Source organism: Streptomyces sp. NPDC050211, from assembly GCF_040656035.1.
Classification (GTDB): Bacteria; Actinomycetota; Actinomycetes; order Streptomycetales; family Streptomycetaceae; genus Streptomyces.
The window spans coordinates 15,181-40,492 of the sequence record NZ_JBFALC010000037.1 but is presented as its reverse complement, the minus strand read 5'-3'; the positions used below and the strand labels follow the sequence as shown (position 1 = coordinate 40,492).

At 71.6% G+C, this 25,312-nt stretch carries 22 protein-coding genes; 6 read left to right on the top strand and 16 right to left on the bottom strand.

Annotated elements, in window-relative coordinates:
* The first annotated feature begins 69 nt into the window (after nt 1-69).
* Entirely contained in the window at nt 70-639 is a 570-nt protein-coding gene (locus tag AB0I98_RS30530) for a hypothetical protein (protein ID WP_362947653.1), read from the top strand.
* Here the strand turns inward: AB0I98_RS30530 and AB0I98_RS30525 are convergent.
* The 9 genes from AB0I98_RS30525 to AB0I98_RS30485 all read right to left on the bottom strand — a co-directional run bounded on the left by AB0I98_RS30525 (nt 636) and on the right by AB0I98_RS30485 (nt 11,638).
* The gene (locus tag AB0I98_RS30525; protein ID WP_362947651.1) at nt 636-1,013 is read right to left on the bottom strand and encodes a DUF742 domain-containing protein; all 378 of its coding nucleotides are present in this window, start codon (nt 1,011-1,013) and stop codon (nt 636-638) included. The genes AB0I98_RS30530 and AB0I98_RS30525 overlap by 4 nt on opposite strands.
* 7 nt (nt 1,014-1,020) lie before the next feature.
* Nucleotides 1,021-1,458 carry a roadblock/LC7 domain-containing protein gene (locus AB0I98_RS30520; protein ID WP_362947649.1) on the bottom strand — a complete coding sequence of 146 codons (438 nt, stop codon included), beginning with the start codon at nt 1,456-1,458 and terminating at the stop codon, nt 1,021-1,023.
* Nucleotides 1,448-3,745 (bottom strand): ATP-binding protein, encoded by a 2,298-nt coding sequence (locus tag AB0I98_RS30515; RefSeq protein ID WP_362947647.1) that lies wholly within the window; start codon nt 3,743-3,745, stop codon nt 1,448-1,450. Before AB0I98_RS30515 ends, AB0I98_RS30520 begins: the two co-directional genes overlap by 11 nt.
* Nucleotides 3,746-3,888: 143 nt before the next feature.
* Nucleotides 3,889-5,031 (bottom strand): MFS transporter, encoded by a 1,143-nt coding sequence (locus AB0I98_RS30510; RefSeq protein WP_362947730.1) that lies wholly within the window; start codon nt 5,029-5,031, stop codon nt 3,889-3,891.
* Between the two features lie 104 nt (nt 5,032-5,135).
* Nucleotides 5,136-5,588: an Lrp/AsnC family transcriptional regulator gene (locus AB0I98_RS30505; RefSeq protein WP_062713983.1), complete on the bottom strand. Its 453-nt coding sequence runs from the start codon at nt 5,586-5,588 to the stop codon at nt 5,136-5,138.
* A 10-nt stretch (nt 5,589-5,598) separates the two neighbouring features.
* Nucleotides 5,599-7,068 carry an amino acid permease gene (locus tag AB0I98_RS30500; RefSeq protein ID WP_362947645.1) on the bottom strand — a complete coding sequence of 490 codons (1,470 nt, stop codon included), beginning with the start codon at nt 7,066-7,068 and terminating at the stop codon, nt 5,599-5,601.
* A gap of 234 nt (nt 7,069-7,302) precedes the next feature.
* Complete coding sequence (locus AB0I98_RS30495; protein ID WP_362947643.1) at nt 7,303-7,797, bottom strand: GNAT family N-acetyltransferase; 495 nt, start codon at nt 7,795-7,797, stop codon at nt 7,303-7,305.
* Between the two features lie 89 nt (nt 7,798-7,886).
* Entirely contained in the window at nt 7,887-9,353 is a 1,467-nt protein-coding gene (locus AB0I98_RS30490) for a GuaB1 family IMP dehydrogenase-related protein (protein WP_362947641.1), read from the bottom strand.
* 134 nt (nt 9,354-9,487) lie between these two features.
* A complete protein-coding gene (locus AB0I98_RS30485; RefSeq protein WP_362947640.1) occupies nt 9,488-11,638 on the bottom strand; it encodes an MMPL family transporter in 2,151 nt (716 codons plus the stop codon).
* Between the two features lie 379 nt (nt 11,639-12,017).
* Between AB0I98_RS30485 and AB0I98_RS30480 the strand changes: the two genes are divergently transcribed.
* Nucleotides 12,018-13,226 (top strand): sensor histidine kinase, encoded by a 1,209-nt coding sequence (locus AB0I98_RS30480; RefSeq protein ID WP_362947639.1) that lies wholly within the window; start codon nt 12,018-12,020, stop codon nt 13,224-13,226.
* Entirely contained in the window at nt 13,223-13,900 is a 678-nt protein-coding gene (locus AB0I98_RS30475; RefSeq protein ID WP_362947637.1) for a response regulator transcription factor, read from the top strand. The genes AB0I98_RS30480 and AB0I98_RS30475 overlap by 4 nt, the downstream gene beginning before the upstream one ends.
* A gap of 4 nt (nt 13,901-13,904) precedes the next feature.
* Here AB0I98_RS30475 and AB0I98_RS30470 read toward each other — a convergent pair whose 3' ends face one another.
* Nucleotides 13,905-14,219, bottom strand: a complete 315-nt coding sequence (locus AB0I98_RS30470) for a barstar family protein (protein WP_362947635.1) — start codon at nt 14,217-14,219, stop codon at nt 13,905-13,907.
* Between the two features lie 130 nt (nt 14,220-14,349).
* Between AB0I98_RS30470 and AB0I98_RS30465 the strand changes: the two genes are divergently transcribed.
* Nucleotides 14,350-14,949 (top strand): hypothetical protein, encoded by a 600-nt coding sequence (locus tag AB0I98_RS30465; protein WP_328368269.1) that lies wholly within the window; start codon nt 14,350-14,352, stop codon nt 14,947-14,949.
* Between the two features lie 15 nt (nt 14,950-14,964).
* Here AB0I98_RS30465 and AB0I98_RS30460 read toward each other — a convergent pair whose 3' ends face one another.
* The 3 genes from AB0I98_RS30460 to rpe form a co-directional block, all read right to left on the bottom strand.
* Complete coding sequence (locus AB0I98_RS30460; RefSeq protein ID WP_362947633.1) at nt 14,965-15,432, bottom strand: DUF1801 domain-containing protein; 468 nt, start codon at nt 15,430-15,432, stop codon at nt 14,965-14,967.
* Nucleotides 15,433-15,559: 127 nt separating this feature from the next.
* The gene (locus tag AB0I98_RS30455; protein WP_362947632.1) at nt 15,560-16,603 is read right to left on the bottom strand and encodes a sugar-binding domain-containing protein; all 1,044 of its coding nucleotides are present in this window, start codon (nt 16,601-16,603) and stop codon (nt 15,560-15,562) included.
* A 78-nt stretch (nt 16,604-16,681) separates the two neighbouring features.
* Entirely contained in the window at nt 16,682-17,368 is a 687-nt protein-coding gene (gene rpe, locus AB0I98_RS30450) for a ribulose-phosphate 3-epimerase (protein ID WP_362947630.1), read from the bottom strand.
* Between the two features lie 134 nt (nt 17,369-17,502).
* On the opposite strand from rpe, the gene AB0I98_RS30445 reads away from it, so the two are divergent.
* Nucleotides 17,503-19,683 carry an MMPL family transporter gene (locus AB0I98_RS30445; RefSeq protein ID WP_362947629.1) on the top strand — a complete coding sequence of 727 codons (2,181 nt, stop codon included), beginning with the start codon at nt 17,503-17,505 and terminating at the stop codon, nt 19,681-19,683.
* Here the strand turns inward: AB0I98_RS30445 and AB0I98_RS30440 are convergent.
* Complete coding sequence (locus AB0I98_RS30440; protein ID WP_362947628.1) at nt 19,664-21,073, bottom strand: transcription antitermination factor NusB; 1,410 nt, start codon at nt 21,071-21,073, stop codon at nt 19,664-19,666. The two genes, AB0I98_RS30445 and AB0I98_RS30440, sit on opposite strands and share 20 nt — an antisense overlap.
* 112 nt (nt 21,074-21,185) lie before the next feature.
* Nucleotides 21,186-22,118, bottom strand: coding sequence for a methionyl-tRNA formyltransferase (gene fmt, locus AB0I98_RS30435; protein WP_362947627.1), 933 nt, complete (start codon nt 22,116-22,118; stop codon nt 21,186-21,188).
* Nucleotides 22,119-22,462: 344 nt separating this feature from the next.
* On the opposite strand from fmt, the gene AB0I98_RS30430 reads away from it, so the two are divergent.
* Nucleotides 22,463-23,005 carry a hypothetical protein gene (locus tag AB0I98_RS30430; RefSeq protein WP_362947626.1) on the top strand — a complete coding sequence of 181 codons (543 nt, stop codon included), beginning with the start codon at nt 22,463-22,465 and terminating at the stop codon, nt 23,003-23,005.
* A gap of 155 nt (nt 23,006-23,160) precedes the next feature.
* Here the strand turns inward: AB0I98_RS30430 and AB0I98_RS30425 are convergent, their stop codons facing one another.
* A complete protein-coding gene (locus AB0I98_RS30425) occupies nt 23,161-25,311 on the bottom strand; it encodes a primosomal protein N' (RefSeq protein WP_362947625.1) in 2,151 nt (716 codons plus the stop codon).
* Nucleotide 25,312: the final 1 nt, after the last annotated feature.

Below are 25,312 nucleotides of genomic sequence, written 5' to 3'. Positions count from 1 at the left end.
GCGCGATGTGGCGCGGGCGCCGCCCGGCGAGAGTGGTGAGCGTCCGGTTGACCTGCGGAAAGGACCGCCATGAACCGCCGTACGAAGACCGCCGTACTCGGCGCCGCGCTGCTGCTCACCGCCGGAGCGGCGGGATCGGCCACTGCCGGTGACGAGCGACAAGACGCACGACAAGGTGCCACCGCTGGTGACGAGCGGCGCGAGGCCGCCGCGCTCACCGGCACCGCGAAGCTCTACCGCGTCGCCGGGGACGACATCACCTTCACCTTCGACGCACATCTGGCGGCGAAGAACACCGACGACCCGATGAAGGCGACCGGCACCTTCCAGTGGAGCCACTACTCACTCGACGGCGAAGGCGGCTGGGCGAAGGCCAAGGTCGACTGCCTGGTCACCGGCGGCAAGGTGGCCGTGGTGTCCGGGGTCGTCACGGACACGGACCTCGACGGGGTGGAGGGCATCCGGGTGGGCATCACCGTCCACGACACCGGCGGACTCGACCGGCTCGGCTACAGCTGGGCGGCAAGTGAGGACCTGGGGACGAAGGACCTGCCCAAGTGCGTGAGCTCGGCACCGTTCGAGCGGGTGAAGAAGGGCACGGGCGACTTCAGGGTCGTGCCCTGGCAGCCGGGCTTCTAGATCTCGCGCAGCCGCGCGACGATCACCCGCAGCAGTTCGGGGTCGGCGGCGGGACCGTCCGGCCCCGTCCGCCGCGGTTCGTCGATGCGTACGAGTCCGGCCTCGGCCAGATCCCCGAGCAGTACGCGTACGACGGTCAGCGGCAGGTCGGCGTCCGCGGCGAGCTCGACGACCGGGCGAGGGCCGCGGTGCGCCAGGGCGAGCAGGGAGGCTCGGGCGTGGTCCACGCCCGGCGGTCCGCCGTCCGGCCGTAAAGCCGTGACCTGCGCCAGCATGTCGATGTGGTCCGCGGGCCGGGTGCGGCCGTGCGTGACGGTGTAGGGGCGCACCATCGCCCCGGTCTCGTCCTCGTACCAGTGCTCGTCGTCGGTCACGGGCGGATCAGGGGTCTGCCGGGTCGGCGGCGGCCGACCGTGCGCCGGTGGCCAGATGCCGGCCGACGCGGCGGACGAGCAGGGCCATCTCGTGGGCGAGCTGTCCGACGTCGGTCTGTGTACCGCTGAGCACGGCGAGCCGGGTGCCGTCGCCGGCCGGGGTGATGAAGAGGTAGGCGTCGTCGAGCATCACCATCGTCTGCCGCACCTTTCCCGCGGCGAACCGCTCCCCTGCCGAGCGGGCGAGCCCGTGGAAGCCGGAACTGACGGCGGCGAGGTGCTCGATGTCCCTGGCCGCCATGCCCTCCGACATGCTCAGCGGGAGGCCGTCGGCGGTGAGGAGTACGGCCTGGCGGACGTGATCGGTCCGCGCGACGAGGTCGTCGAGGAGCCAGCCGAGGTCGGTGCCGGCGCGTTCTGGAACGGAGTTCTGGTCAGGGCGCATCGTCGGCGTCCGTCCCCTCGGTATCGGTTCGCTGCGTGGTGTCGGCGGGCAGGCCTTTGCGTCCGCGGTCGGTGCCGCGTTGGAAGGCCCCGAAGATCGCTCGCATCTCATCGGGCGTGACGTCGGGCATTCCATCCGTGACCGGCGCGTCCGTGGCCGGCCCGTCGTCGCGCAGGCCCTCGGCGAGCGATGCCTGGCGGACGCGGGTGGGCAGAGCGGGCGTGGCCCGGTCGCGACCGCGCAGGGCGAGCACGGCCGCCCCGCTCCCGGACTCCTCCCGCCCCTTCCGTGACGGCGGCGCCTCGGACGGCCCCGCACTCCGCACCACCGACGACGCCCCCGGCCTCCCGCTCTCCGCCGCCTCCGGCGTCCGCCCGTCCACCTCCGCCAAAACGGCTTCCGGCAGTAGCACCACCGCCGTCGTCCCGCCGTACGGCGACCCGCACAGCGTGACCTCGATGCCGTGCCGCGCCGCCAGCCGGCCCACGACGTACAGGCCCAGCCGGTCGTGCCAGGTCGGGTCGAAGTGGTCCGGGTCGGTGAGGGTGCGCCGGGCCTCCTCGAGCTGGTCGGGGTCGAGGCCGAGTCCCCGGTCGTCGATCTCCAGGACGAAGCCGCCGCGGGCCTGCCCGGTGCGCATGGTCACCCGGGTGTGCGGCGGCGAGAACACCGTGGCGTTCTCGACGAGTTCGGCGATGAGATGGACGACATCGGCGACCGCGTCCGCCGCGACGCCCACCCGCGGCATCGGCGGCACCTCCACGCGCGCGTAGTCCTCGATCTCGCCCACCGCGGAGGAGACGACGTCGGCGATCGGCACCGGACGCCGCCATCTGCGGCCGGGCGCCGCGCCGGAGAGGATGATCAGGCCCTCCGCGTGGCGCCGCATCCGGGTGGTCAGATGGTCGATGCGGAACAGCTGGTCGAGGACGTCCGGGTCGTTGGTGCGCCGCTCCAGCGTGTCGACGAGTTTCAGCTGGCGGTGCACCAGCGCCTGGTTGCGCCGCGCGATGGTGAGCAGCACCGAGAACTGGCCCCGGCGAAGGGTGGCTTGCCGCACGGCCGCCTCGATCGCGGCGTGCCGGGCCGCGTTGAAGGACCGGCCGACCTGCCCGATCTCGTCGGCGCCCGCCTCCCCGTCGGCCAGTGGCGGCGCCTCGGCGAGCGCGTCCACTTCCTCGCCCGCGCTCAACCGCTCCATGACATCCGGGAGTTGCCGCGTCGTGAGCAGATCGGCCGCGTCCCGCAGATCCTCCAGCCGACGCGAGATACGACGCGCCCCGCGCACCGCGAACCACAGCGACAGCCCTACGGCCGCCAGTCCCACGACACCCACCACCGCGGCCTTGGCCAGCTCACGGTAGGCGAACGCCCGCCCGCGCTCGGCGGAGTTCCGCGCCGCCTCGGTGCACAACTCCATGTACCGCTTGACCGCACGGTCGGTCGTCGTCCGCCATGAGTCGGCCGCGACGGCCTGCCCCGCCCCCTCCGCGCCGGCCCGCAGCAGCGCGTCCTCACCGGCGGTCAGCGCCCGGTGCACCTCCCCGCGCCGGAACTCCTCGAAGAGCGCCCGCGAGTCGGACGGCAGATCCGGCACATACGTCCGCTGGAAGACCCGGCGGTCCTCGATCGTCGCCGTGAGTGCGTCGTACTGCCGGTCGGTGAGGGTGCCGGCCGCCCGCGCACCGGCAACGAGGGCGTCCTCGCGGGAGACGAACTCCCGTACCCGGACGAGCTCGATGACGACCTGCGCCTCCCGTGCCAGCTGCCCGGCCTGGAGCGCGGTGAGCGTGGACTGGACGTCGAACCCGGGGTCCACGAGCGCGCCGTACTCGGTGACGGCACGGTCCCAGGAGATCTCGCGGGTCAGCACGCGCTCGCGCAGGCCGTCGAGTTCGTCCACGGTGTCGAGCATGGTGGCGAGGGCCCGCCGCTGCCGGTCGGAGAGCCGGTCGCGGTCCCCGTCCCGGACCGCCTCGCGCAACGCGGTCACCGCGTGATCGGTGCGGCGCTGCTGTTCCATGAGGTCCAGGGCGGCCGGTGTGCGGTGGCCGGCGCCCAAGTAGGCGGCGGCGAGCCGTCGTTCGATCTGGATCTGCCCGATCGCCGTGTCGACGGGGGTGCCGAAGTCGTCGTACACCCCCTCGACCCGGGCGAGAGCGCGCAGTTCGCCGGTGACCGACACCATGGCGAAGCTCCACAGCGCCATCAGTGCGACCACCGGGGCGAGTGCGAGCGCCACGATGCGGGCGCGGACCGTGGTGGGACGGCCGATGAGCCGGCGCATGGTCTCCTCAGGGTTACCCGCAGGTGTTACCCGCCGGTAGCACGCGGGCGCCTGCAACTTACGGGATGCCGCACGGGGAACGCAACGGTTGCCGGGAGTAACAGGAACGCCCGCCGCGTGGTCCCCCAGCGCGACCCGTCACCTCACCGCCTCGCCGCTCTCGCGGCCGCCAGCAGGGCCGCTGTCACCAGGTACGGCACCGCGAACACGGCGAAGGCGGTGCTGTGCGCGGCCGTCGCGCCGATCGTCGCGTACGCGCCGTACGTGGCGACCGTGGCCAGCTCGGTGCCGAGGCCGGCGAGCGAGGTCAGGGTGGCCCGGCGGCTGTCGTCGATACGGTCCTGGAGGCGGGCGTCGGCGAGCACGGTCGCCAGCTGGAAGCCGCCGAAGGCGAGGGCCACGAGGCCGATCCCGGCCACGGACGACGCCGTGGCACCGACGGCGAGGGCGAGCGCGGCGCCCGCGAGGAGTCCCGCGAACCCTGCCGTGCCGAGGCGTTCGGCGGGACCGGCCAGCAGACTCCCGGCCGTGGCACCCGCCCAGATCAGCAGCAGCAGGTACGGAACGCTCTCGTCCGGCACGCCGAAGTCCCGCACCAGGAGCGCCGTGTACTCGTCGAGCGCGCTCCACACCGCGGTGACGGCCGGGACGAGCAGCAGCGCCCCGACCACCGACCGGTCGGCGCGTGCTTCGGCGAGCCCCGCCCGCAGGGTCGCGGCCCAGTTGTCGTCATCCTCCGCGGGCGTCCGGTGCTCCGGGAACCGGCTCGCGGTCGCCGCGGCGAGCAGACAGGCCAGGACGCTCGCCGTCCCGACGGCCGGGTAACCGCCCCACGCGAACACCGGCCCGGCGAGCCCCATCGCCGCCATGACGCCGATCAGCCCCGCCGCCCGCGCCCGGCCCATCACTCGGGCGTACCGGTCCGCCGCGCCGAGCCGGTCCAGCTCGTCGTAGACCAGCGCCTCCAGCGCACCGGAGCCGAGCGCTCCACCGGCGCCCCACAGCACGAAGCCGGCCGCGAAGGCCCAGTACGACGGGACGATCACCCACAGCGCGAAGCCGGTGGCGGTCAGCAGCGGTCCGAGCCACAGCAGCAGCCGGCGGGAGACGGCGTCGGCCCAGGCACCGGAGGGGACCTCCAGCAGGACGCCGGTGATCGACCACAGGGCGAAGAGGGAGGAGATCTGCCAGACCGACAGCCCGGTGTCGCTGAACAGCAGCGCGTACACCGGGTAGAGCAGGACGAACTCGTCCAGGAAGGAGTAGCCGTACAGCGTCGCGGTCAGCCGTCGGACGCCAGGCTCTGGTGAGGATCAATGTCGCCAGGTCATGACACCGATGGTAGACCGGCCGAGCACATCCGTGCCGGGAATTATGCGGGCGGCCCCGACTACGTGGGCGATCCCGACGAGAAGCGGCGCAGCAGCGGCGACAGGACCAGCACCGACTTCGTCCGCTCCACGAACGGCTCGCCCGCGATCCGCTCCAGCACCCGCTCGAAGTGACGCATGTCGGAGGCGAAGACCTGGACGACCGCGTCCGCGTCACCGGTGACGGTGGACGCGGCCACGACCTCCTGATAGCGCTCCAGGCCCCGCCGGATGGTCTCCGGCGAGGTGTTGTGCCGGCAGTAGATCTCGACGAACCCCTCGGTCTCCCAGCCGAGCGCCGACGGGTCCACCCGTACGGTGAAGCCGGTGATGGCGCCGGTGGCACGCAGCCGGTCCACGCGCCGCTTCACGGCGGGCGCGGACAGGCCGACCAGTTGCCCGATGTCCGCGTAGGAGCGGCGGGCGTCCTCGGCGAGGGCGTGCACGATGCGTTCGTCGAGATCGTTCAGCACTGCGGGAAGGTCACTTCACTTCTGGTGTTGCAAGGCGGGACCGGCGATAGCCGTACACGAAGTAGAACACGAGACCGGCGGCCATCCAGAACCCGAAGACCACCCAGGTCACGGAGTCCAGGCTGAACATGTTGTACGCGCAGAACAGGAAACCCAGCACCGGCAGGACCGGCCCGAAGGGGACCTTGAACGTCCGCTCCAGCTCGGGTCGCTTGTAACGCAGCACGATCACCGCGATGTTGACCAGCGCGAAGGCGAACAGCGTGCCGATGCTGGTGGCGTCGACGAGCTTGCCCAGCGGGATCAGGGCGGCGAGCGCACCGCAGAACAGCGACACGATCACCGTGTTGAGGCGGGGTGCGCCGGTCTTGGCGTGGACCTTGCCGAGCGCCTTGGGCACCAGGCCGTCGCGGGACATCGCGAAGAGGATGCGGGTCTGGCCATAGAGCACGGTCAGGACCACGCTCGCGATGGAGATCACGGCGCCGAGCGCCAGCAGGGTGCCCCAGTAACTCTTGCCGCTGATGTCGTTCATGATCGCGGCGAGGGAGGCCTCGGAGCCCTCGAACTTGGTCCAGTTCCAGGCGCCGACGGCGACGGCCGCGACGAGCACGTACAGCGCGGTGACGATGATCAGCGAGAGCATGATCGCCCGCGGCAGGTCCTTCTTGGGGTTCTTCGCCTCCTCACCGGCGGTGGAGGCGGCGTCGAAGCCGATGTAGGAGAAGAAGAGCGTGGCGCCGGCCGCGCTCACGCCCGCCATGCCGAGCGGCATGAAGTCCTCGTAGTTGCCGGACTTGAAGCCCATGAAGCCGACCGCGCAGAACAGCACCAGCGCGGCGATCTTCACCGCGACCATGATCGTGTTGGCGCGGGCGGACTCCCGGACGCCGCCGAGCAGGAACACCATCGCGAGCAGGACGACGATCAGCGCGGGCAGGTTGATGATCCCGCCCTCACCGGGCGCGGACGACAGCGTCGCCGGGATGGTGACCCCTATCGTCCCGTCGAGCAGCTCGTTGAGGTACTCGCCCCAGCCGACCGCGACGGCGGCCACGGACACGCCGTACTCCAGCACCAGGCACCAGCCGCAGACCCAGGCCACGAGTTCGCCCATCGTTGCGTACGCATACGAGTACGAGGAGCCCGCGACCGGGATGCTGCCCGCGAGTTCCGCGTACGACAGCGCCGAGAACAGGGCCGTGAGACCGGCGATGACGAAGGCGAGGGTGACCGCGGGGCCCGCCTCGGGGACGGCGTCGCCGAGCACGACGAAGATGCCGGTGCCGAGCGTGGCACCGATGCTGATCATGGTCAGCTGCCACAGTCCGAGGGAGCGGCGCAGCGACCCTCCCTCACCCTGGCCGCCCTCCGCGACCAGGTGTTCCACGGGCTTGCGACGCAACAGGCGCGCGCCGACGCCCGGGGAGGCGGGGACGGTCTGACTGCGGTCGTGCGGGGGTGCGCCTTGGTCGAGCACGCGCTGGCTCCTTCATCGCTGCCGGTCAGGGGCGACAGGGACCGGCGGCACCCCTTCGGGCAGGGACCCACCGAGCGGGGTCCCTGCCACGCCACGTACGAGGCGACAGCCTACGAGGAAGGGCGTTGCCGTTGTAATGCAGCAACCTTGCGTATGCCCGTAAGATCATTGCGTCGATCATGGATGGGTGAGCGTTTGTTGCACGGCGGCTGTCGAGCGTTGCGTACGGGGCTCTCAGAGGGCCTTGACGAGGAACACGCAGGCGTCGGCCTGCTCATGCCGTACGCCGTCGGCGTCCGCGTAGGCCCAGCGGTCGACGTATGCCACCGTGGGCCGGTATCCGAGCCGCGCGTAGAGCGCCGCCGCGCGCGGGTTGCCGTCGTCGACGCCGAGCCCCATGACCCCGACGCCACGCTCCCGCGCCAGTCGCTCGGCGGTACGCACCAGCGCGGTTCCGATGCCCTGTGAGCGAAGCGACTCGGGCCACACCGAGAGACCGTTGATCTCCGGGCATCCCGGCAGAGCGGCCCGCACCTCCGGCGCCTCGCACCCGGTCCAGCGCACCTCCGCGTGGCCCCCGGGGCTGCCGTCCAGCCACGGGATCAGATAGGTGCTGTCGCCCGCCTGCTGCCGCGCGAAGCGTGCCCCGTGGTGGCCGTCGACGCTGTTCGACGGCATGAAGCGATCCAGCACTTCGACGTCCTCGGCCCTGCAGGCGACGATCTCCATGCCTCCGACGGTAGGCGCCCGCGCACGCGAACGGCCCCCGATTTTCCCGCCGACGCGGGACAACGGGGGCCGTGCGCAAGGGACTTGGCTCAGTTCCAGCTGGCGTGCAGCGGCTTGCCCTCCGCGTAACCGGCCGCGCTCTGGACGCCGAGGACGGCCTTCTCGGCGAACTCCTCCAAGGAGCCCGCACCGGCGTACGTGCAGGACGACCGTACGCCCGCGATGATCGAGTCGATCAGGTCCTCGACGCCGGGGCGGGCCGGGTCGAGGAACATGCGGGAGGTGGAGATGCCCTCCTCGAACAGCGCCTTGCGAGCCCGGTCGTAGGCCGATTCGTCGGACGTACGGTTGGCCACGGCCCGCGCGGACGCCATGCCGAACGACTCCTTGTAGAGACGGCCGTCGGCATCCTGCTGAAGGTCGCCCGGCGACTCGTACGTGCCCGCGAACCAGGATCCGACCATCACGTTGGACGCACCGGCGGCCAGCGCCATGGCGACATCGCGAGGGTGCCGGACACCGCCGTCGGCCCAGACGTGCTTGCCGTACTTCTTCGCCTCGGCGGCGCACTCCAGGACCGCGGAGAACTGCGGCCGGCCGACCCCGGTCATCATGCGGGTGGTGCACATCGCACCCGGTCCGACACCGACCTTGACGATGTCGGCGCCGGCCTCGACGAGGTCCTTCACACCGGCCGCGGACACGACGTTGCCCGCGGCGATCGGGACCTGCGGGTCGAGGGCGCGGACCAGCCTGAGCGCGCTGATCATCGACTCCTGGTGGCCGTGTGCCGTGTCGATGACGAGCGTGTCGACGCCCGCGTCGAGCAGCTGCTTGGCCTTGCCCGCGACATCGCCGTTGATCCCGACGGCGGCGGCGATCCGCAGCCTGCCCTGGGCGTCGACGGCAGGCGTGTAGAGCGTGGCGCGCAGGGCGCCCTTGCGGGTGAGGATGCCGGCGAGGCGGCCGTCGCCGTCGACCGCGGGGGCGTACCGCCGGTTGTGGTGGTCGAGGGTGTTGAAGGCCTCGCGCGGGTCCATGTCGGCGTCGAGCAGCAGCAGGTCCCGGGACATGACGATCTCGAGCTGCGTGAAGCGGTCCACCCCGGACAGGTCCGCGTCGGTGACCACGCCGATCGGCCGCTGCTCCTCGTCCACGACGACACCGGCGTTGTGCGCCCGCTTCGGCAGCAGGGACAGCGCGTCGGCGACGGTCTGGTGCGGGGCCAGCACGATCGGGGTGTCGAGGACGAGATGGCGGCTCTTCACCCAGGAGACGACCTCGGTCACCACGTCGATCGGGATGTCCTGCGGGATGACCACGAGGCCGCCGCGCCGGGCCAGCGTCTCGGCCATCCGGCGACCCGCGATCGCGGTCATGTTGGCGACGACCAGCGGGATCGTGGTTCCGCTGCCGTCCGGGGAGCTGAGGTCCACATCCTGCCGCGAACCGACCGCGCTGCGGTTCGGCACCATGAACACGTCGTCGTACGTCAGGTCGTAGGGAACCGGAGATGTTTCTACGTGGCGACCGGTGCTGGCCTCAAGAAAACGCATTGACCCACAATTTCACGTGAAATTACGCAGGTCACTCCCACGAAGACACAGCGAAACAGCCCCACGCTCATGTGATCCTCCAGGGAGGTACGGGGACTCCTGTGCCGGGCAGGAACCTGCCTTGCAACAAAACGTTACCCGAGTGCTTGTGTGACCGGCGAGCCGAGCTCGGCGGCATCCTCCGTGCTGGTGCGGGGCAGCAGCCGGTCGAGGGGACGGGGCAGCCACCAGGCGGCGCGTCCCAGCAACGCCATGGACGCGGGGACGAGCACCATCCGGACGATCGTGGCATCGAGCACGACGGCCGTGGCCAGCCCCAGGCCCATCATCTTGACGAGCGGTGAGGGATTGACGACGAAGCTGAGGAACACCACCGTCATGATCAACGCGGCGGAGGTGATGACGCGGCCCGTGACCGCCATGCCGCGAGCCACCGACTCCTTGGGGTCACCCGTGGCGTCGTACTCCTCGCGGACGCGCGAGAGCAGGAACACCTCGTAGTCCATGGACAGGCCGAAGAGAACGGCGAAGAAGATCGTCGGCAGGGGTGAGGCGATCGGCAGGGTTTCGTCGAGGTTGAACAGTTCCCCGAGCCAGCCCCACTGGAAGACAGCCACCACGACGCCGTACGCGCCGCCGATGGACAGCAGGTTCATCACGGCCGCCTTCAGCGGTACCGCGATGGAGCGGAACACCACCATCAGCAGCAGGAACGACACCACGAGGATCGCGGCGATGAAGATCGGGAGTGTGTCGGCGAGTTGGCGGGTGAGGTCGTCGGTCATGGCGGTCAGGCCCGACACGGCGACGTTGTCGGGGACGACGTCGCGGATGCGTTCGAGGGTGTGAGAGGTGGCGGCGTCCGCGGGGGCGGTGGTGGGGAGCGCGGGCAGGACGACTGTGTCCCCCGCCGCGGAGATCTGGGGCTCGCCGACCGACGCGATGCCGGGGTCGTCGGCGAGGCGGCGGGACAGCTCGGGGATGCCCTCGGCGTCCACGCCGGGGCTGCGCAGGTCGGCGACGATGAGCAGAGGGGCGTTGAAGCCGGGGCCGAAGCCCTCCGCCATCAAGTCGTAGGCACGGCGGTGGGTGGTGCTGGTCGCGTCGTCGCCCGCGTCGGGAAAGCCCGTCTCCATGCGCAGCGCCGGGGCGGCCAGCGCCAGCAACGCCGCGGACGCGACCAGCAGATACGGCCACGGCCGACCGGAGACGCGGTGCGCGAACCGCCACCACGCGGTCTCCTCGGGCTTGTTCACCCGGCGCGTGCGGAGGCCCCGGCGCCGCCGCTTGTGGATGCGGTCGCCCAACAGGGACAGCAGTGCGGGCAGCAGCGTCAGGGCGGTCGCCACGGCGAACAGCACGACCAGCGAGGTGCTCAGCCCGACCGAGGTCAGAAAGCCCAGGCCGGTCACCGCGAGCGCGGTCATCGCCACGACGACGGTGCCGCCGGCGAACAGGACGGCCGCGCCCGACGATGCCATGGCGTTCGACAGCGCGCCGGCGTTGTCCTGGCCGGCGGCGTGGTTCTCGCGGTAGCGGGCCACGACGAACAGGGCGTAGTCGATGCCGACGCCCAGGCCGACCATCGCGCCGATGGTGGGGGCCGCGGTGGAGACGTCCATCGCGTGGGCGAGCAGCGTGATGCCGCCCAGTCCGGCGGCGACGGCGACGAGGGCGAGAGCGATCGGGACCAGCGCGGCCACGAGCGTGCCGAAGACGACCACGAGGATGACCAGGGCGGCCAGCAGGCCCGCCGCCTCCGCGCCCGAGGTCGGCGTCTCGGCATTGATGAAGACGGTGTCGCCGCCGAGTTCGGCGACGACACCGTCATCGCGTACGGGTTCGATCGCGCCGCTCAGGGCATTGATCTGCTCGGGACTCACCTCCATCGTCGGTACGTCGAAGGTGACTTGGGCGTAGCCGATCCGTCCGTCGGGCGAGACCGTGCCGGCGGTGAAGGGATCGGTGGACGTGGCGACGTGATCCAGCTCGGCGATCCGGGCGACCGCCGCCTCGATGGCGGGCCGGTGGCGATCGAGCCGCTTCCCTTCCGGCGCGGCGAACACCGCCATGGCGCTGCCGCCGGATGCTTCGGGGAAGCGTTCTTCGAGGAGTTCCATCGCCTCCTCGCTCTGGCTGCCGGGAGCGACGAGATCGTCGACGAACGAGCCGCCCGCAAGGCCGGCCAGGGGCAGCACGAGTGCCAGGGCGGCCAGCCAGGCGGCGATGGTCACCCACGGTCGGCGGGCGCTCGCGTCGCCGATGCGGCGCGTGAGTCGGTTCATGGTGGTGGGCTCCTGTGAGACGGGTGCCGACCGGCGGCACGTGTCGGCGGGGCTCCTGCGGTCTGCTGCCGAGCGACGTCAACCGGGGGCCTGAATGCCGTGGTTGGCCGCCGGCCGACTGCACCGGACCGGCGTTCGGCGGCAGTGGGAGCGGGCAGTCCCATCGTGGGCGTCGGCACCGGTGCCGTCTCCCGCCCCGCGGCGGGTTCGGGCCTCCCGCGCGCGACGGGGAGAACAGGGCGGTTGCCTCCTGCCGGCGGCGGAGGACCGGATCCGTCCACAGGCGGGTGACGGTGCCTGCGAGCCGGACTTACGATGACCTGCCCGGTGCGTCCCGATGACCCGCGCCAGGCCCCGGACGCCTCTTGATGGAGCGACGATGAATCGCAGGGCGCCGCATGCCGAGACGCCGGGCCGCAACGCGCCGGGCAGGTTCCGCGGCCCGTTCACACGCTGGCCGCGGGGCGCGGACGCCGTCCTCGCGGTGGCGATATTCCTGCCGACGATGCTCCTTGAGGGAGGTCCGGGGGACACGATGGTCGTCCGCCCGGTCTCGGAAATCCTCCATCCCGCCGTCCTGCTCTTCCTGGTGGCCGGCGCGGCGCTCTACCGGCGTCGGAGCAGGCCCGTCGCGGTGCTGTGGGTGACGCTCGCCGCGTGGGCCGGGACGCTGGGAAGCAGCCACTCCGCCCTGGGCGGAATGGTGATCGTCGCGCTGTACAGCGTCGGGCGGCACTCCGACGACAACCGGTGGGGCCCGCTCGGCATCGTCGCGGCCATCGCCAGCCTCACGATCGACGGCCTCCTGCTTTCCCTCCCCTGGTCGGACATCGTCTTCGGCGCCCTCGTCATGTCCGGGGCCTGGTATCTCGGCCGGCGCCTACGGCTGCGGGCCGGGCGAGCTGCCCGGCGGCTACGGGACCAGGCCGCCGAGGCACGGCGGATCGTCACCGAGGAGCGCACCCACATCGCCCGTGAACTGCATGACGTGGTCGCCCACCGGGTGAGCATGATGACGGTGCAGGCCGGCGCGGCGCGGATGGTGGCCGCCGAGGATCCGCAGGGTGCCCTGGAGGCGATGGCGGCGGTGGAGGAGGCGGGACGCCAGGCGCTGGACGAACTGCGGCACCTGCTGGGAGTGTTGCGGCCGGACTCCGAGCGCGACGGTCTGGGGCCCCAGCCGGGACTGGCCGATCTGCCCCGGCTCGTGGCCGAGGTACGCGAAGCCGGTATCGACGTCTCGGTCACCAACGGCATCCGGGACCCTCTCCCGGCTCGCGTCGATCTCTCGGCGTACCGCATCGTCCAGGAGGCCCTGACCAACGTGCTCAAGCACAGCGGACCGCGCACCCACGCCCATGTGCACCTGCGCGACGAACGCGACGGCCTCACCATCGAGGTGCTCGACGACGGCCGCGGCGCCGCCCTCCAGGCCGCGCCGGTCGCGCACAAGGGCCCGCCCGGCCACGGCATCGTCGGCATGCGGGAAAGAGCCCATCTGCTCGGCGGAAGCCTCGACGCCGAGCCGCGTCCCGGCGGCGGATTCCGGCTCACCGCCCATCTGCCCGTCAAGGGGGAGACCACGTGAGCATCCGCGTCGTCGTGGCCGACGACCAGGCGCTGGTCCGGCGAGGCTTCGCCATGATTCTCCGGGTCCACCACGACATCGAGGTCGTGGCCGAGGCGGGCAACGGCCTCGAGGTGATCGAGGCGGCACGCCTGCACCGTCCGGACGTGATCCTCATGGACATCCGCATGCCCGAGATGGACGGCCTCGAAGCGACCTCCCGGATCCTCCAGGAGGCCGACTGGAACCCCAGGGTGCTGATCCTGACCACGTTCGACCCGGACGAGTACGTCTACAAGGCGCTGCGCTCCGGAGCCAGTGCCTTCGTACTCAAGGACATTCCCCCCGAGCAACTGGCCACCGCCGTACGCACCGTGGCCGAGGGCGGAACGCTGCTGGCCCCCTCGATCACCCGGCGCTTCATCGACAGGTTCGCGCAGCACCGTCCCGTCAACGCCGCCGTCGCGGCCCGCCTGGACCGGCTCACCGGCCGGGAACGCGAGATCATGACCGCCGTCGCCCGCGGCGCGAGCAACGCCGAAATCGCCGAGCGACTCGTCATCGGTGCCGCCACCGTCAAATCACATGTGTCGAGCATCCTCACCAAACTCGGGCTGCGCGACCGCATCCAGATCGTGATCTTCGCCTACGAAAGCGGCCTCATCGAAGCGGGCGATCACGACGTGGGCCACTGAATCGCTAGTCAGGGGTTCCGAGAGCCAGCGCCACGGTCAGCGCCGGCGCCGTGTCGGCCGCCTGCCCGAACACCTCCCGCGCGGTCTCCCACTCGCCCGGCCGCGCGGCGGCGTACGGCTGCCAGTTCCGTACGACGACGAGCAGCCCCTGTTCCACGGCTCCGTCGGGCCAGACGGTGTGGTCAGAGAGGGAGTCGGCCAGCGCGTCCCAGTTGCGGCCGAACCAGTCGGGCAGCGACAGGGCACGGGCGCAGCGGTCCATCAGGCCGCTCTTGTCCGTGACCCCGTCGAGGTCCAGCGTGACCACGACTTCCGTCATCTCAGTACCGCCCTGAACGTTCGTAGTGATCACCGGTGTGGTGGTCATTGTGCCGCAGGCCCGGCAGCGCGTCGCCACCGCCCGGCCCCGGCCTGTACGCTGCCCAGCGCCATCGTGTGAAGGGGAGCCCATGGACGTCGGCGCTGTGCAGTCCCAGCGGCAGTTCCACATCCACCAGCGGGTGACCATGATGGTCAACCGCTACGAGATCTTCGCCGACGACGGCGTCGGCGGGCCCGGTGCGAAGGTCGCCTTCGTCGAGCAGAAGCGCATGAAGTTCAAGGAAGAGGTCACCCTCTACACCGACGAGTCGAAGCAGTCCGTCTTCGCCGGCTTCAAGGCCCGCAAGGTCGTCGATCTCGCCAGCGCCTATGACGTCACCGGCGCCGGGCAGCCGATAGGCGTGTTCGGCAAGAAGTTCGGGAAGTCGCTGCTGCGCTCGACCTGGACGCTCGACCAGCCGGGCCTGCCTGCCCTGACCGTTCAGGAGCGCAACGCCGCCCTGGCCGTCTTCCGGCGCGTGTGGGGGCTGCTGCCGTTCATCGGCGACCTGCCCTTCATCTGGAAGTACCACTTCGACTTCGTCGACACGGACGGCCGGAACGTGGGCTTCTTCGAGAAGAAGACCCGCTTCCGTGACCACTATGTGCTCCGGATCGAGGACGACCGGTTCGACCGGCGCCTGATGCTCGCGCAGGCGGTGGCCCTGGACGCGCTGCAGTCGCGCTGACGTCGGTCCGGCGCCTCAGCGCACCGCCTTCCGCACGAGTGCGGCGATCGTCTTCTCGTGGGCGGCGGTCAGTTCCGTCACGGCGAAGGCGGTCGGCCACATCGTGCCGTCGTCGAGCGTGGCCGAGTCGTCGAAGCCGAGCGTCAGATACCGGGACTTGAACTTGGCCGCGGCCTGCACGAAGCAGACCACCTTGCCGTTCTTGGCGTACGCGGGCATCCCGTACCAGAGCTTCGGCGCCAGCTCGGGCGCGTTCTCCTTGATGAGGGCGTGCAGCCGCTCGGCGATCACGCGGTCCGCTTCCGGCATCTCGGCGATCTTCTCGAGCACGGCGGCTTCCGCGTCGGCCTTGGTCTTGCGCTTCCCGCCGCGCACGGCCTTGATCTCCTGAGCGTGCTCCTTCATCGCGGCCCGCTCTTCGTCCGTGAAGCCGTCGTACGACGTGGCGGCCGTGCTCTTGGCGGACTTCTGTGTGTTCGGCATGACAGGCATCCTTCTGCGCGATCGGCTGGGAACACCCTCAATGCTAGGAAGCCGCGGCGGCATCGGCTTCTTGAAAACTGACCGATGCTGCCACGGCTCTCCTGTCACGCCTTGCTCTGAAGGACCGTCAGGGCCCGTCGGGGTCCGCCCGGTTGAGGGCGGGCCGCGGCGTCGACCCCGTCGTCATCAGGTGGTCGGCCGCGGACGTGTCCGTCACCAGGCTCGTGACGAGCCCCGACCGCAGCACCGCGTCGATCGCGCCCGCCTTCCGCGCTCCGCCCGCGATCGCGACGACCTCAGGGATACGGCGGAGCTGGTCGGCCTTGACCGTGATGCACCGCTCCCCCAGGTCCCGTCCGACCCGGCGGCCCTCGGCGTCGAAGAGGTGCGCGGACGTCTCGGCGGCGACACCGAGGGACGAGTAGTGCGCCCGCTCCTCGTCGCTGAGCATGTCGTACACCGTCGAGATGCCCGGCTCCCAGGAGCCGATGGAGACACAGGCGACCGTGACCTTGTCGAAGTACTCGAAGGCCCGCGCGATCCCGGTCTGGTTGCGCAGCGCCGCCGCGGTGGCCACGTCCGGCAGCAGCATGGGCGCGTAGATGGGATGGGCGTCGCCGCCGGACACCTGGGCGGCCCGGCGCACGGCCTCCACCGAACCACGCTCGGCGGTCCCGGCGTCGTACACGCCCGTCAGCTGCACCACCGTGCACGGCGGCAGCCGGTCGAGGGCCGCGGCCATGTGGATGGTGGAGCGGCCCCAGGCCAGACCGAGCACATCGCCCTCGTTGACGAGTTCGCCGAGCAGGTCGGCGGCCACCTCACCGAGGTTCTCGGGGTCGGGCGAGTCCTCGGGCTCGGCCGGGGACTCCACCACGACGGCATGCCTGAGGCCGTAGCGGGCGCGCAGCGCGTCGGAGCGCTCGGCGTCCAGTTCGGCCGGGACGCGGATCTCGATCCGTACGAGATCCCGTTCGAGAGCGGTCTCCAGGACCCGGGCCACCTTGAAGCGGCTGACGCCGAACTCCTCGGCGATCTGGATCTTGGACTTGCCCTCGAGGTAGAAGCGGCGGGCCATGGCCGCCGCCTGCACCAGCTCAGCGGGTCCCATCCGCATGGCTGACCGGCCCGCCGACATTGCCGACACGGCGCTCTCCTCACTGCTGTTCACACTCTGGATTCGCTGTTCATCCTTGCAGATCCGGCCCGCTTGATCCGCCCCGAAGGGCGCCGTTCACGTTCCCTTGGCTCAGTGGTCGCACGCCCAGGACGCGACGGCCGTGGCCGCCTCCGCCTGGGTGCGCAATGCACGTACCGCGTCGGCCGGATCGGCGGCGCCGTACACCGCCGAACCAGCCACGAAGACATCGGCTCCGGCCTCCGCGCAACGCTCGATCGTGGCCGCCGAGACTCCACCGTCGACCTGAAGCCACAGCTCCAGGCCGTGCTTGCTGATCAACTCGCGGGTGCGGCGAATCTTCGGAAGCATGATGTCGAGAAACGCCTGGCCACCGAAGCCCGGCTCGACCGTCATGATCAGCAGCATGTCGAGTTCGGGGAGCAGATCCTCGTATGGCTCGATCGGCGTCGCCGGCTTGAGCGCCATGGAGGCACGGGCACCCTTGGCCCGGATTTCCCGGGCCAGCCGCACCGGAGCGGAGGCCGCCTCGATATGGAACGTGACGGAACCGGCACCCGCTTCGACGTACTGAGGCGCCCACCGATCAGGGTCCTCGATCATCAGATGGCAGTCCAGCGGGGTGTCCGTCGCACGGGCCAACGACTCTACGACCGGCACGCCGAGCGTGAGGTTCGGCACGAAATGGTTGTCCATGACGTCGACGTGGAGCCAGTCGGCCCCTTCCACCGCCTTCGCCTCCTCGGCGAGCCGGGCGAAGTCGGCGGACAGGATGCTGGGGTTGATCTGCACGGCCATGACCCAAGCCTCCCATGTCCGGGCACGAATGTTCGCCTCGGTCCGTACCTAAGACGTTCATCGGATGTTCTGCGCGGGCCGAGCGTGCCATGCTGGGCCGCCCACCGGCTCCACGGGCGGCTGCGGGGGTGGCCATGACGGGGACCAGTTCCGAGACGAAGTCCGAGATCACGACGGGCACGAAGGGCATCGCACACCTGGTGTGCGGACGCCGTGCCAAGTGGGTCGTGCTGGTGCTGTGGCTGGCGGTGCTCTTCCTGACGGCGCCCTTCGCGCAGAAACTCACCGACGCCCAGGACAACGACGCGGCCTCCTGGCTGCCCGGGTCCGCCGAATCGACCCAAGTCCTGGAGATCTCCGAGGACTTCAGGCCCGAGACGATCCCGGCGATCGTCATCTACGCCCGCGAGAGCGGCCTGACCGCGCAGGACCGGGCGCAGATCACCGAGGACGTACGGCAGCTCAAGCAGCTCACCGACCACGGCATCCGGGGCGCCGAGACCCGCGGCCCGACCTTCGACCGGGAGACCGACCCGAGGGCCGCCCAGATCTACGTCCCGATCACCATGGACGAGAAGGGCTGGGAGCGCATCGCGCCCGCGGTCGACGCGATCCGGGACGACGTCGGGGAGGGCGGCGACGGGCTCGCCGTGCACATCACCGGCCCGGGCGGCACCTCCGCGGACTTCTCCGAGGCCTTCGAGGGCATCGACTCGACGCTGCTGGTGTCCGCGATGGGCGTCGTCATCATCATGCTGCTGCTGACGTACCGCAGCCCCTCGCTTCTGCTGATCCCGCTGCTCTCCGTGATCGCCGCCCTGTTCACCGCACAGGCCCTGATCTACTTTCTCGCCGAGAACGCGGGCCTGACGGTGAACGGCCAGAGCGCGGGCATCCTCACCGTGCTCGTCTTCGGCGCGGGGACGGACTATGCCCTGCTGCTGGTCGCCCGCTACCGGGAAGAACTGCGCCGCCACGAGGACCGGCACGAGGCGATGGCCCTCGCACTGCACCGCGCCGGGCCCGCGGTGATCGCGTCCGGCGCCACGGTCGTACTGAGCATGCTGGTGCTGCTGGCCGCCGAGATGAACTCGACCCGCGGCCTCGGCCCGGTCGCCGCGATCGGCGTCGCCGTCGCGCTGCTGGCCATGATGTCGCTGTTCCCGGCCCTGCTGGTGATCTTCGGCCGCTGGATCTTCTGGCCGGTGATCCCGCACCACGGCTCCCCCGACCCGACCGAGCGGGGCGTCTGGGCCCGCATGGGACGCCGTATGTCCCACCGTCCGCGCATGGTCTGGGGCGTGACCGCGCTGATCCTGGCGGTCTGCTCGCTCGGCCTGATCCAGCTGCGTGCCGAGGGCATCAGCAACGCGGACGCGTTCACCGGCACCCCGGACTCGATCACCGGCCAGGAGGTCTCGGAGCGCTACTTCCCGGCGGGCAGCGGCGATCCGCTGGTCATCGTCAGCAACCAGGCGCAGGCCCAGCAGGTGGGCCAGGCGGTCACCGCTACCGAGGGCGTCGTACCCGAGTCGCTGGGCCTGCCACCGGGCACGAAACCGTCCTTCGAGGGCAAGGTCCTCTTCGAGGCCACGATGACCGACCCGGCCGACAGCGAGGCCGCGAAACAGACGGTCGAACGGGTCCGCGACGCCGTGCACGCGGTGCCCGACGCCGATGCCCAGGTGGGCGGCGGTACGGCGGCCCTGCTGGACATGGACGAGGCGACCACGCACGACAACGTCCTGATCATCCCGCTGGTGCTGATCGTCGTACTGCTGATCCTCTGTGTCCTGCTGCGCGCCCTGATCGCCCCGCTGCTGCTGATCGGAACGGTGATCCTGTCGTTCGCGGCGGCACTCGGAATCAGCGCCCTGGCCTTCCGGTACGTCTTCGACTACGCGGGCGAGTCGACGGACTTCCCGCTGTTCGTCTTCGTCTTCCTGGTGGCCCTGGGCATCGACTACAACATCTTCCTGACCACCCGCATCCGCGAGGAGGCGGCCCGCCAGGGCACCCGAGCGGGCGTGATCACGGGCCTCGCGGCGACCGGCGCGGTCATCACCTCCGCCGGCCTGGTCCTGGCCGGCACCTTCGCCGCCCTCGGCACGCTCCCGATGATCGCCTTCGCGGAGATCGGCTTCACGGTCGCCCTCGGCGTCCTGCTGGACACCTTCATCGTCCGCTCGATCCTGGTCACATCCCTGTTCCTGGACGTCGGCCCGAAGGTCTGGTGGCCGCACCGGCTGGCGAAGGAGGACGGGCAGGCCATGGCCCGCGAACCCGCGCAGAGCGTCACGCAGTCCGGCGGATGAGCGCCAGATACATCGCGTCGGTCCCGTGTCGATGCGGCCACAGCTGTACGTCGGGACCGTCGCCGAGGTCCGGTACGCCCGGCAGCATCGGGCGGGCGTCGAGGAGTTCGGCGTGCGGATCGTGCTTGAGCATGTCGTCGACGACGGCCCTGGTCTCGGCGAGGTGCGGCGAGCAGGTGGCGTAGCCGACGACTCCGCCGACCCGCACCGAGTCGAGCGCGGTACGCAGCAGGGCGCGCTGCAGCGGAGCGAACCCGTCGAGATCCTCCGGCCGCCGCCGCCAGCGCGCCTCGGGCCGCCGCCGCAGCGCCCCGAGCCCGGTGCACGGCACGTCCATCAGCACCCGGTCGAAGGAGCCGGGCAGCCACGGCGGCCGGGTCCCGTCGCCGGCGATGACCTGATACGGACCAGGGTTCCCCTGGAGCGCCTTCGCGACCAGCCCCGCCCGGTGCGGCTGCTTCTCGGAGGCGACGAGCATCGCCCCCCGCTCGGCGGCGAGGGCGGCGAGCAGCGCGGCCTTGCCGCCGGGCCCGGCACACCCGTCGAGCCACTTCGCGTCGGGGCCGTCGATCGGCGCGTTGGCCAGAGCGAGCGCGACGAGCTGACTGCCCTCGTCCTGCACACCGGCCCGCCCCTCCCGCACGGCCTCGATCGCACCGGGCTCGCCGCCCTCGGTGAGCCGTACGGCGTACGGCGACCAGCGCCCCGGCACCGCCGCCTCCTCGCCGAGCAGTTCCTCGGCCGTGGCCCGCCCGGGCCGCGCGACCAGGGTGACCTCGGGCCGCTCGTTGTCGGCCTCCAGCAGCTCCTCGATCCCGGCCCGCCCGCCGCCGAGGGAGTCCCACAGCGCGGAGACGACCCAGCGGGGGTGGGAGTGGACGACGGCGAGATGCTCCTCGGGATCGTCGTCATAGGGCGGAGCGACCTTGGCGAGCCACCCGTCGAGATCGTCCTGCGCGACCTTCCTGAGGACGGCGTTGACGAACTTGGCCCGCCCGTCCCCGAGCACGACCCGGGCCAGCTCGACGGAGGCGGACACCGCGGCGTGCGTGGGGATCCGCGTCCCGAGCAGCTGATGCACGCCGAGGCTCAGCACATCGAGCACCGGCGGGTCGACCTCACGCAGGGGCCGGTCCACACAGGCGGCGATGACGGCGTCGTACGTCCCCTGCCGCCGCAGCGTCCCGTACACCAGCTCGGTCGCGAGCGCGGCGTCCCGCCCGTCGAAGTCGCCCTTCTCCCGCGCCTTCCTGAGCAGCGACGGCAGGACGAGGTTGGCGTACGCGTCCCGCTCGTCCACCGCCCTGAGCGCCTCGAAGGCGAGGAAGCGGACGGGGTCCTTCTTGGGCCGGCGGTAGGGCTTGCGGGGCCGGCGGGACTGCTCACTCACGTAAAAGGTGCTCCGGATGAAAGGGGTGAGATGTGCCCCCATGGCATGAAGGGGGGTGTCCCCAAACAAGTGGGGATGTGCCCAGCGTACGTCGACGCCGACGACCGCGGCGTTACGCGCCCAGCGTCTCGCCGTCGGCGTCCCGCACGCCACGCGCCCAGTCGGCCGCCCGCATCGGCTTCTTGCCCTGGGCCTGGACCCAGAGCAGTTCGACGGCGTACGAGCCCGTGCCGACGTACACATGGTTCTTGCCGACGGAGAGGACACCCGGGGCGAGTTCGTCGCGGTCGGGCACGGTGGCGACCTGGATGAGCTTGAGCCGCTCACCGTGGATCGTGGTCCAGGCGCCGGGGGCCGGCGTGCATCCGCGTACGACGCGGTCGACCCGCAGGGCGGGCGCCGACCAGTCGATGCGGGCGTCCTCGACGGTGATCTTCGGGGCCATGGTGATGACTTCGGACGGCTGCGGTACGGCCTTCAGGGTGCCGTCCTCGATGCCGTCCATGGTCGCGGCGAGCAGCCCGGCGCCGGCGAAGGCGAGCCGGGTCAGCAGGTCGCCGCTGGTGTCGGTGGGCCGGATCGTCTCGGTCACGGTGCCGTAGACGGGCCCGGAGTCGAGCCCCTCCTCGATGAGGAAGGTCGAGGCGCCCGTCATCTCGTCGCCGGCCATGATGGCGTGCTGCACGGGTGCCGCTCCCCGCCAGGCGGGCAGCAGCGAGAAGTGCAGATTGACCCAGCCGTGGGCGGGGATGTCGAGCGCCACGCGGGGCAGCAGGGCGCCGTACGCCACGACCGGACAGCAGTCCGGCGCGATCTCCTTGAGCCGCTCCAGGAATACGGGGTCCCGCGGCTTGGCGGGCTTCAGCACCTCGATCCCGGCCTCCACCGCCCGCTCGGCGACCGGACTCGCGACCAGCCTGCGTCCCCGCCCGGCCGGCGCATCGGGCCGCGTGACGACAGCGGCCACCTCGTGCCGCCCAGAGGCGATCAGAGCGTCCAGTGCGGGAACGGCGACCTCGGGGGTCCCGGCGAAGACGAGCTTCATGGCTGGGTACGGGCCTCTCGGGCGGGGGTTGGACGGGCGACGCACCAGTCTATGGCGCCGGCGAAGTCCCGTGCGGTTCGGCAGCGCCCCGAAGGGGCGCAGGGCTGTATCAATGTGCGGCTCCGCCGCGTGGGCGCGACCAGCCCCCACCGGCCCGCAGAATGCACCCCCTCGTTCCGCGGAGCGCCAGCGCACGCCCGAGTGACAAGGGCGCACGCATATGCCCATACGCCCCCTCTGCGTGACCCGCGGAGCGAATCCGCGTTGGTCAAGAAAGAGTTGACCACAAGGGCCGCACATCGCGCGGCCCGATCCTTTTCAACGCCGGTTCGAGAGGCTTGTTCATGGCCGACCACGCAACCCACGACGCCCAGGCTCGGGCCAGCCTGCACTTGCTGGTGCGGGACATCGAGCGGGTCCGCCGGCAGGTGGACGCACTGCGCACCCTCACCGCCCAGTTGGGCAACGTCTACCGCCCGCGCCGCTCCGGCCCGTCCACGGGCTTCGTCGTCTACGGACGCGCCCCCGCCCCGACGGTCCGCCTCGCGCAAGAACTGCGCGACAGTGTCGAGACCCTGGTCACGGCCGCCGTGGATTTCGACCGCTCACTCGGCTTCTCCTGGGACGCGGTGGGCTCCGCACTCGGCGTCACCAAGCAGGCCGTGCACCGCCGTTACGGATCACGCCGTGCCGCGACGCAGACGGCCACCGAGGCCGAGCACCCCACGGAGCCGAAGAGCGCCCGCACGGTCAACGTCAACACCGGCTTCCCCACGATGCCGACGGTCCCCGCCGCCCGCTCCATGCCGACCCAGCCGACGGCAGGCAGCCCGGCCCTCCGCGACGAGGCCAGGCCGACGGCCTTCCCGGGCCCGCGCAACGGCTGACGACGCCCGCACTGCCCTCCCGGAACGGAACCGGGAGGGCAGAAGCATGCCGGGCCCGGCAGCGCCCCGAAGGGGCGCGGGGCTGTATCAATGTGCGGCTCCGCCGCGTGGGCGCGACCAGCCCCCACCGGCCCGCAGAATGCATCCCCCTCCCCTCACCCAATGTCCGGCGGATCAATCCGAACCCGAACCGCCTCCCCGCCCCCCTTGGCCATCCGCGCAGCCTGCGCGGCCTTCAACGCGGCGGCCAGCGCAGCCCCCCGCCCCGGCGGCACCCGGATCAAGGCCCGGTCCCAGTGCTCCCCGGGCGGCGGCGCCCCCACTCGCCGCGGTCCCCCCACGGCCGTGGCAGGCACCGGCACGGGCCCCAACACCTGGGCTTCCCGAGGCAGTTCCACCGCCTCCAGGAACTCCGCGACGGCCTCTCCCGGCCCGGTCACGGCAGCCATCCGCGACACCGGCGGAAACCCCAGCTCGGCGCGCTCACCGAGCTCCCGTACCGCATGGCCGACGGGATCCCACCGCACCAGCGCCTGCACGGGCCGCAACGTGGGTTCGGCGACGACCACCACGGTGCCGCCTTCCCCCTGCGGCCGGACAAGCGCGGACGCGGCGATCCACCGCCGCAACGCATCCTCGCCGGCGCGCAGATCGGGCCGCCCGAGCATGGCCCAGCCGTCCAGCAGCAGGGCCGCCGCATATCCGCCCTCGGCAACCGGCTCGGCCCCGGGCGTACTCACGACCAGTGCGGGAGCCCCCGGGACGGTGTCCAGCACATGCTCACGCCCCGACGTCCGCACCGGAACGGCCGGGAAGGCACGCCCCAGTTCCTCGGCGGTCCGCCGCGCCCCCACGACCTGCGCCCGCAGCCGGAACGACCCGCACTCCGGACAGTGCCAGGCGCCCTCCTCGCGCCCGCACCAGCCGCACCGCAGCGCCCCGGCGTCCTGCCCCTCCATCGGCCCGACGCAATGCCGGCACCGCGCCGGCGTCCGGCACTGCGCGCAGGCCATCCGCGGCACGTACCCCCGCCGCGGCACCTGCACGAGCACCGGCCCGGTGCGCAAGGCGTCCCTGACGACCTGCCAGGCAAGGCTCGGCAGCCGTGCCGCCCGCGCGGCCTCGTCCCGCGCGAGATCCAAGTCACCCACGGTCCGTACGAGCGGCGCGGCGCCCCGCACCTGCTCGCGCGCCGCCACCAGTGGCCTCGCCCACCCGCTCTCCACGAGCTGCGCGGCCTCCACCGTGCAGCTCCAACCGCCCAGCAGAAAGGCGCACTTGTCCTGGGCGGCCCGGAGCAGCAGCACCTCACGCGCATGCGGCTGCGGCGCATGCAGCTCGCTGTGGCTGTCGTCGCCGTCGTCCCAGATGGCGACGAGCCCGAGATCCCGCACAGGTGCGAACATCGCGGCCCGCGTCCCCACGACGGCTCGCACGGACCCCCGCCGCACCGCCAGCCACTCCCGATACCGCTTCTCGGGCCCGGCATCGGCGGTGAGCACCGCATGCCGCCCCTCCCCCAGCAGCGAGGTCAACGCGGCGTCGACCCGCGCAACGGCCCGCCCGTCCGGCAGCACGACCAGCGCCCCGCGTCCGGAGGCGAGCGTCGCCACAACGGCCCGGGCCAGCTCATCGCTCCAAGCATCGGCACCGGGCAGCGCATTCCACACAGCACGCGGCGCACCCCCGGAGGCCAACGCCTCAAGAAACGCGCCCCCTCGCTCGTACCGCGCCCATGACCCCACATCCGGCACCCCGGGCGCGGACAACGGCTCGGGCGACGGCCGTTGCTCGGCCCGCGCGCTGCGCGGCGGCACCGCGAGCTGCAACACATCGGCGAGACTCCCCGCATACCGATCGGCGACCGCGCGAGCCAGTCCGAGCAGTTCCTCGCTCAACACGGGCTCGGGCGACACCACTTGGGCCAGCGCGGCCAACGGCCCCGCGTAGTCGGACTCGGCCCGCCGCTCGACGAGAAACCCGTCGATCAGCCCGCCGCCCTCACGCCGCCCGTCCCGCACCCGATGCCGCCCGGCCCCGAACCGCACCCGCACCCGCACCCCCGGCTGCGCCTCGGCGTCGAGCTCCTCGGGCACCGCGTAGTCGAAGTACCGATCAAGATGCAGCACCCCCTTGTCCACCAGCACCCGCGCAACAGGCAGCTCCTTCGCGAGCGCGGCCCCCCGCCACGTCCGCGGCTTCGCCCGCGGCGCCTTCGCCTGGCGCACACTCTCCCGAATGAGCGCGAGCTGCTCAGGCGGCGCACCCTCCACGCCACCTTCCCCCTGCCCGTTCTCGCTGCTCACC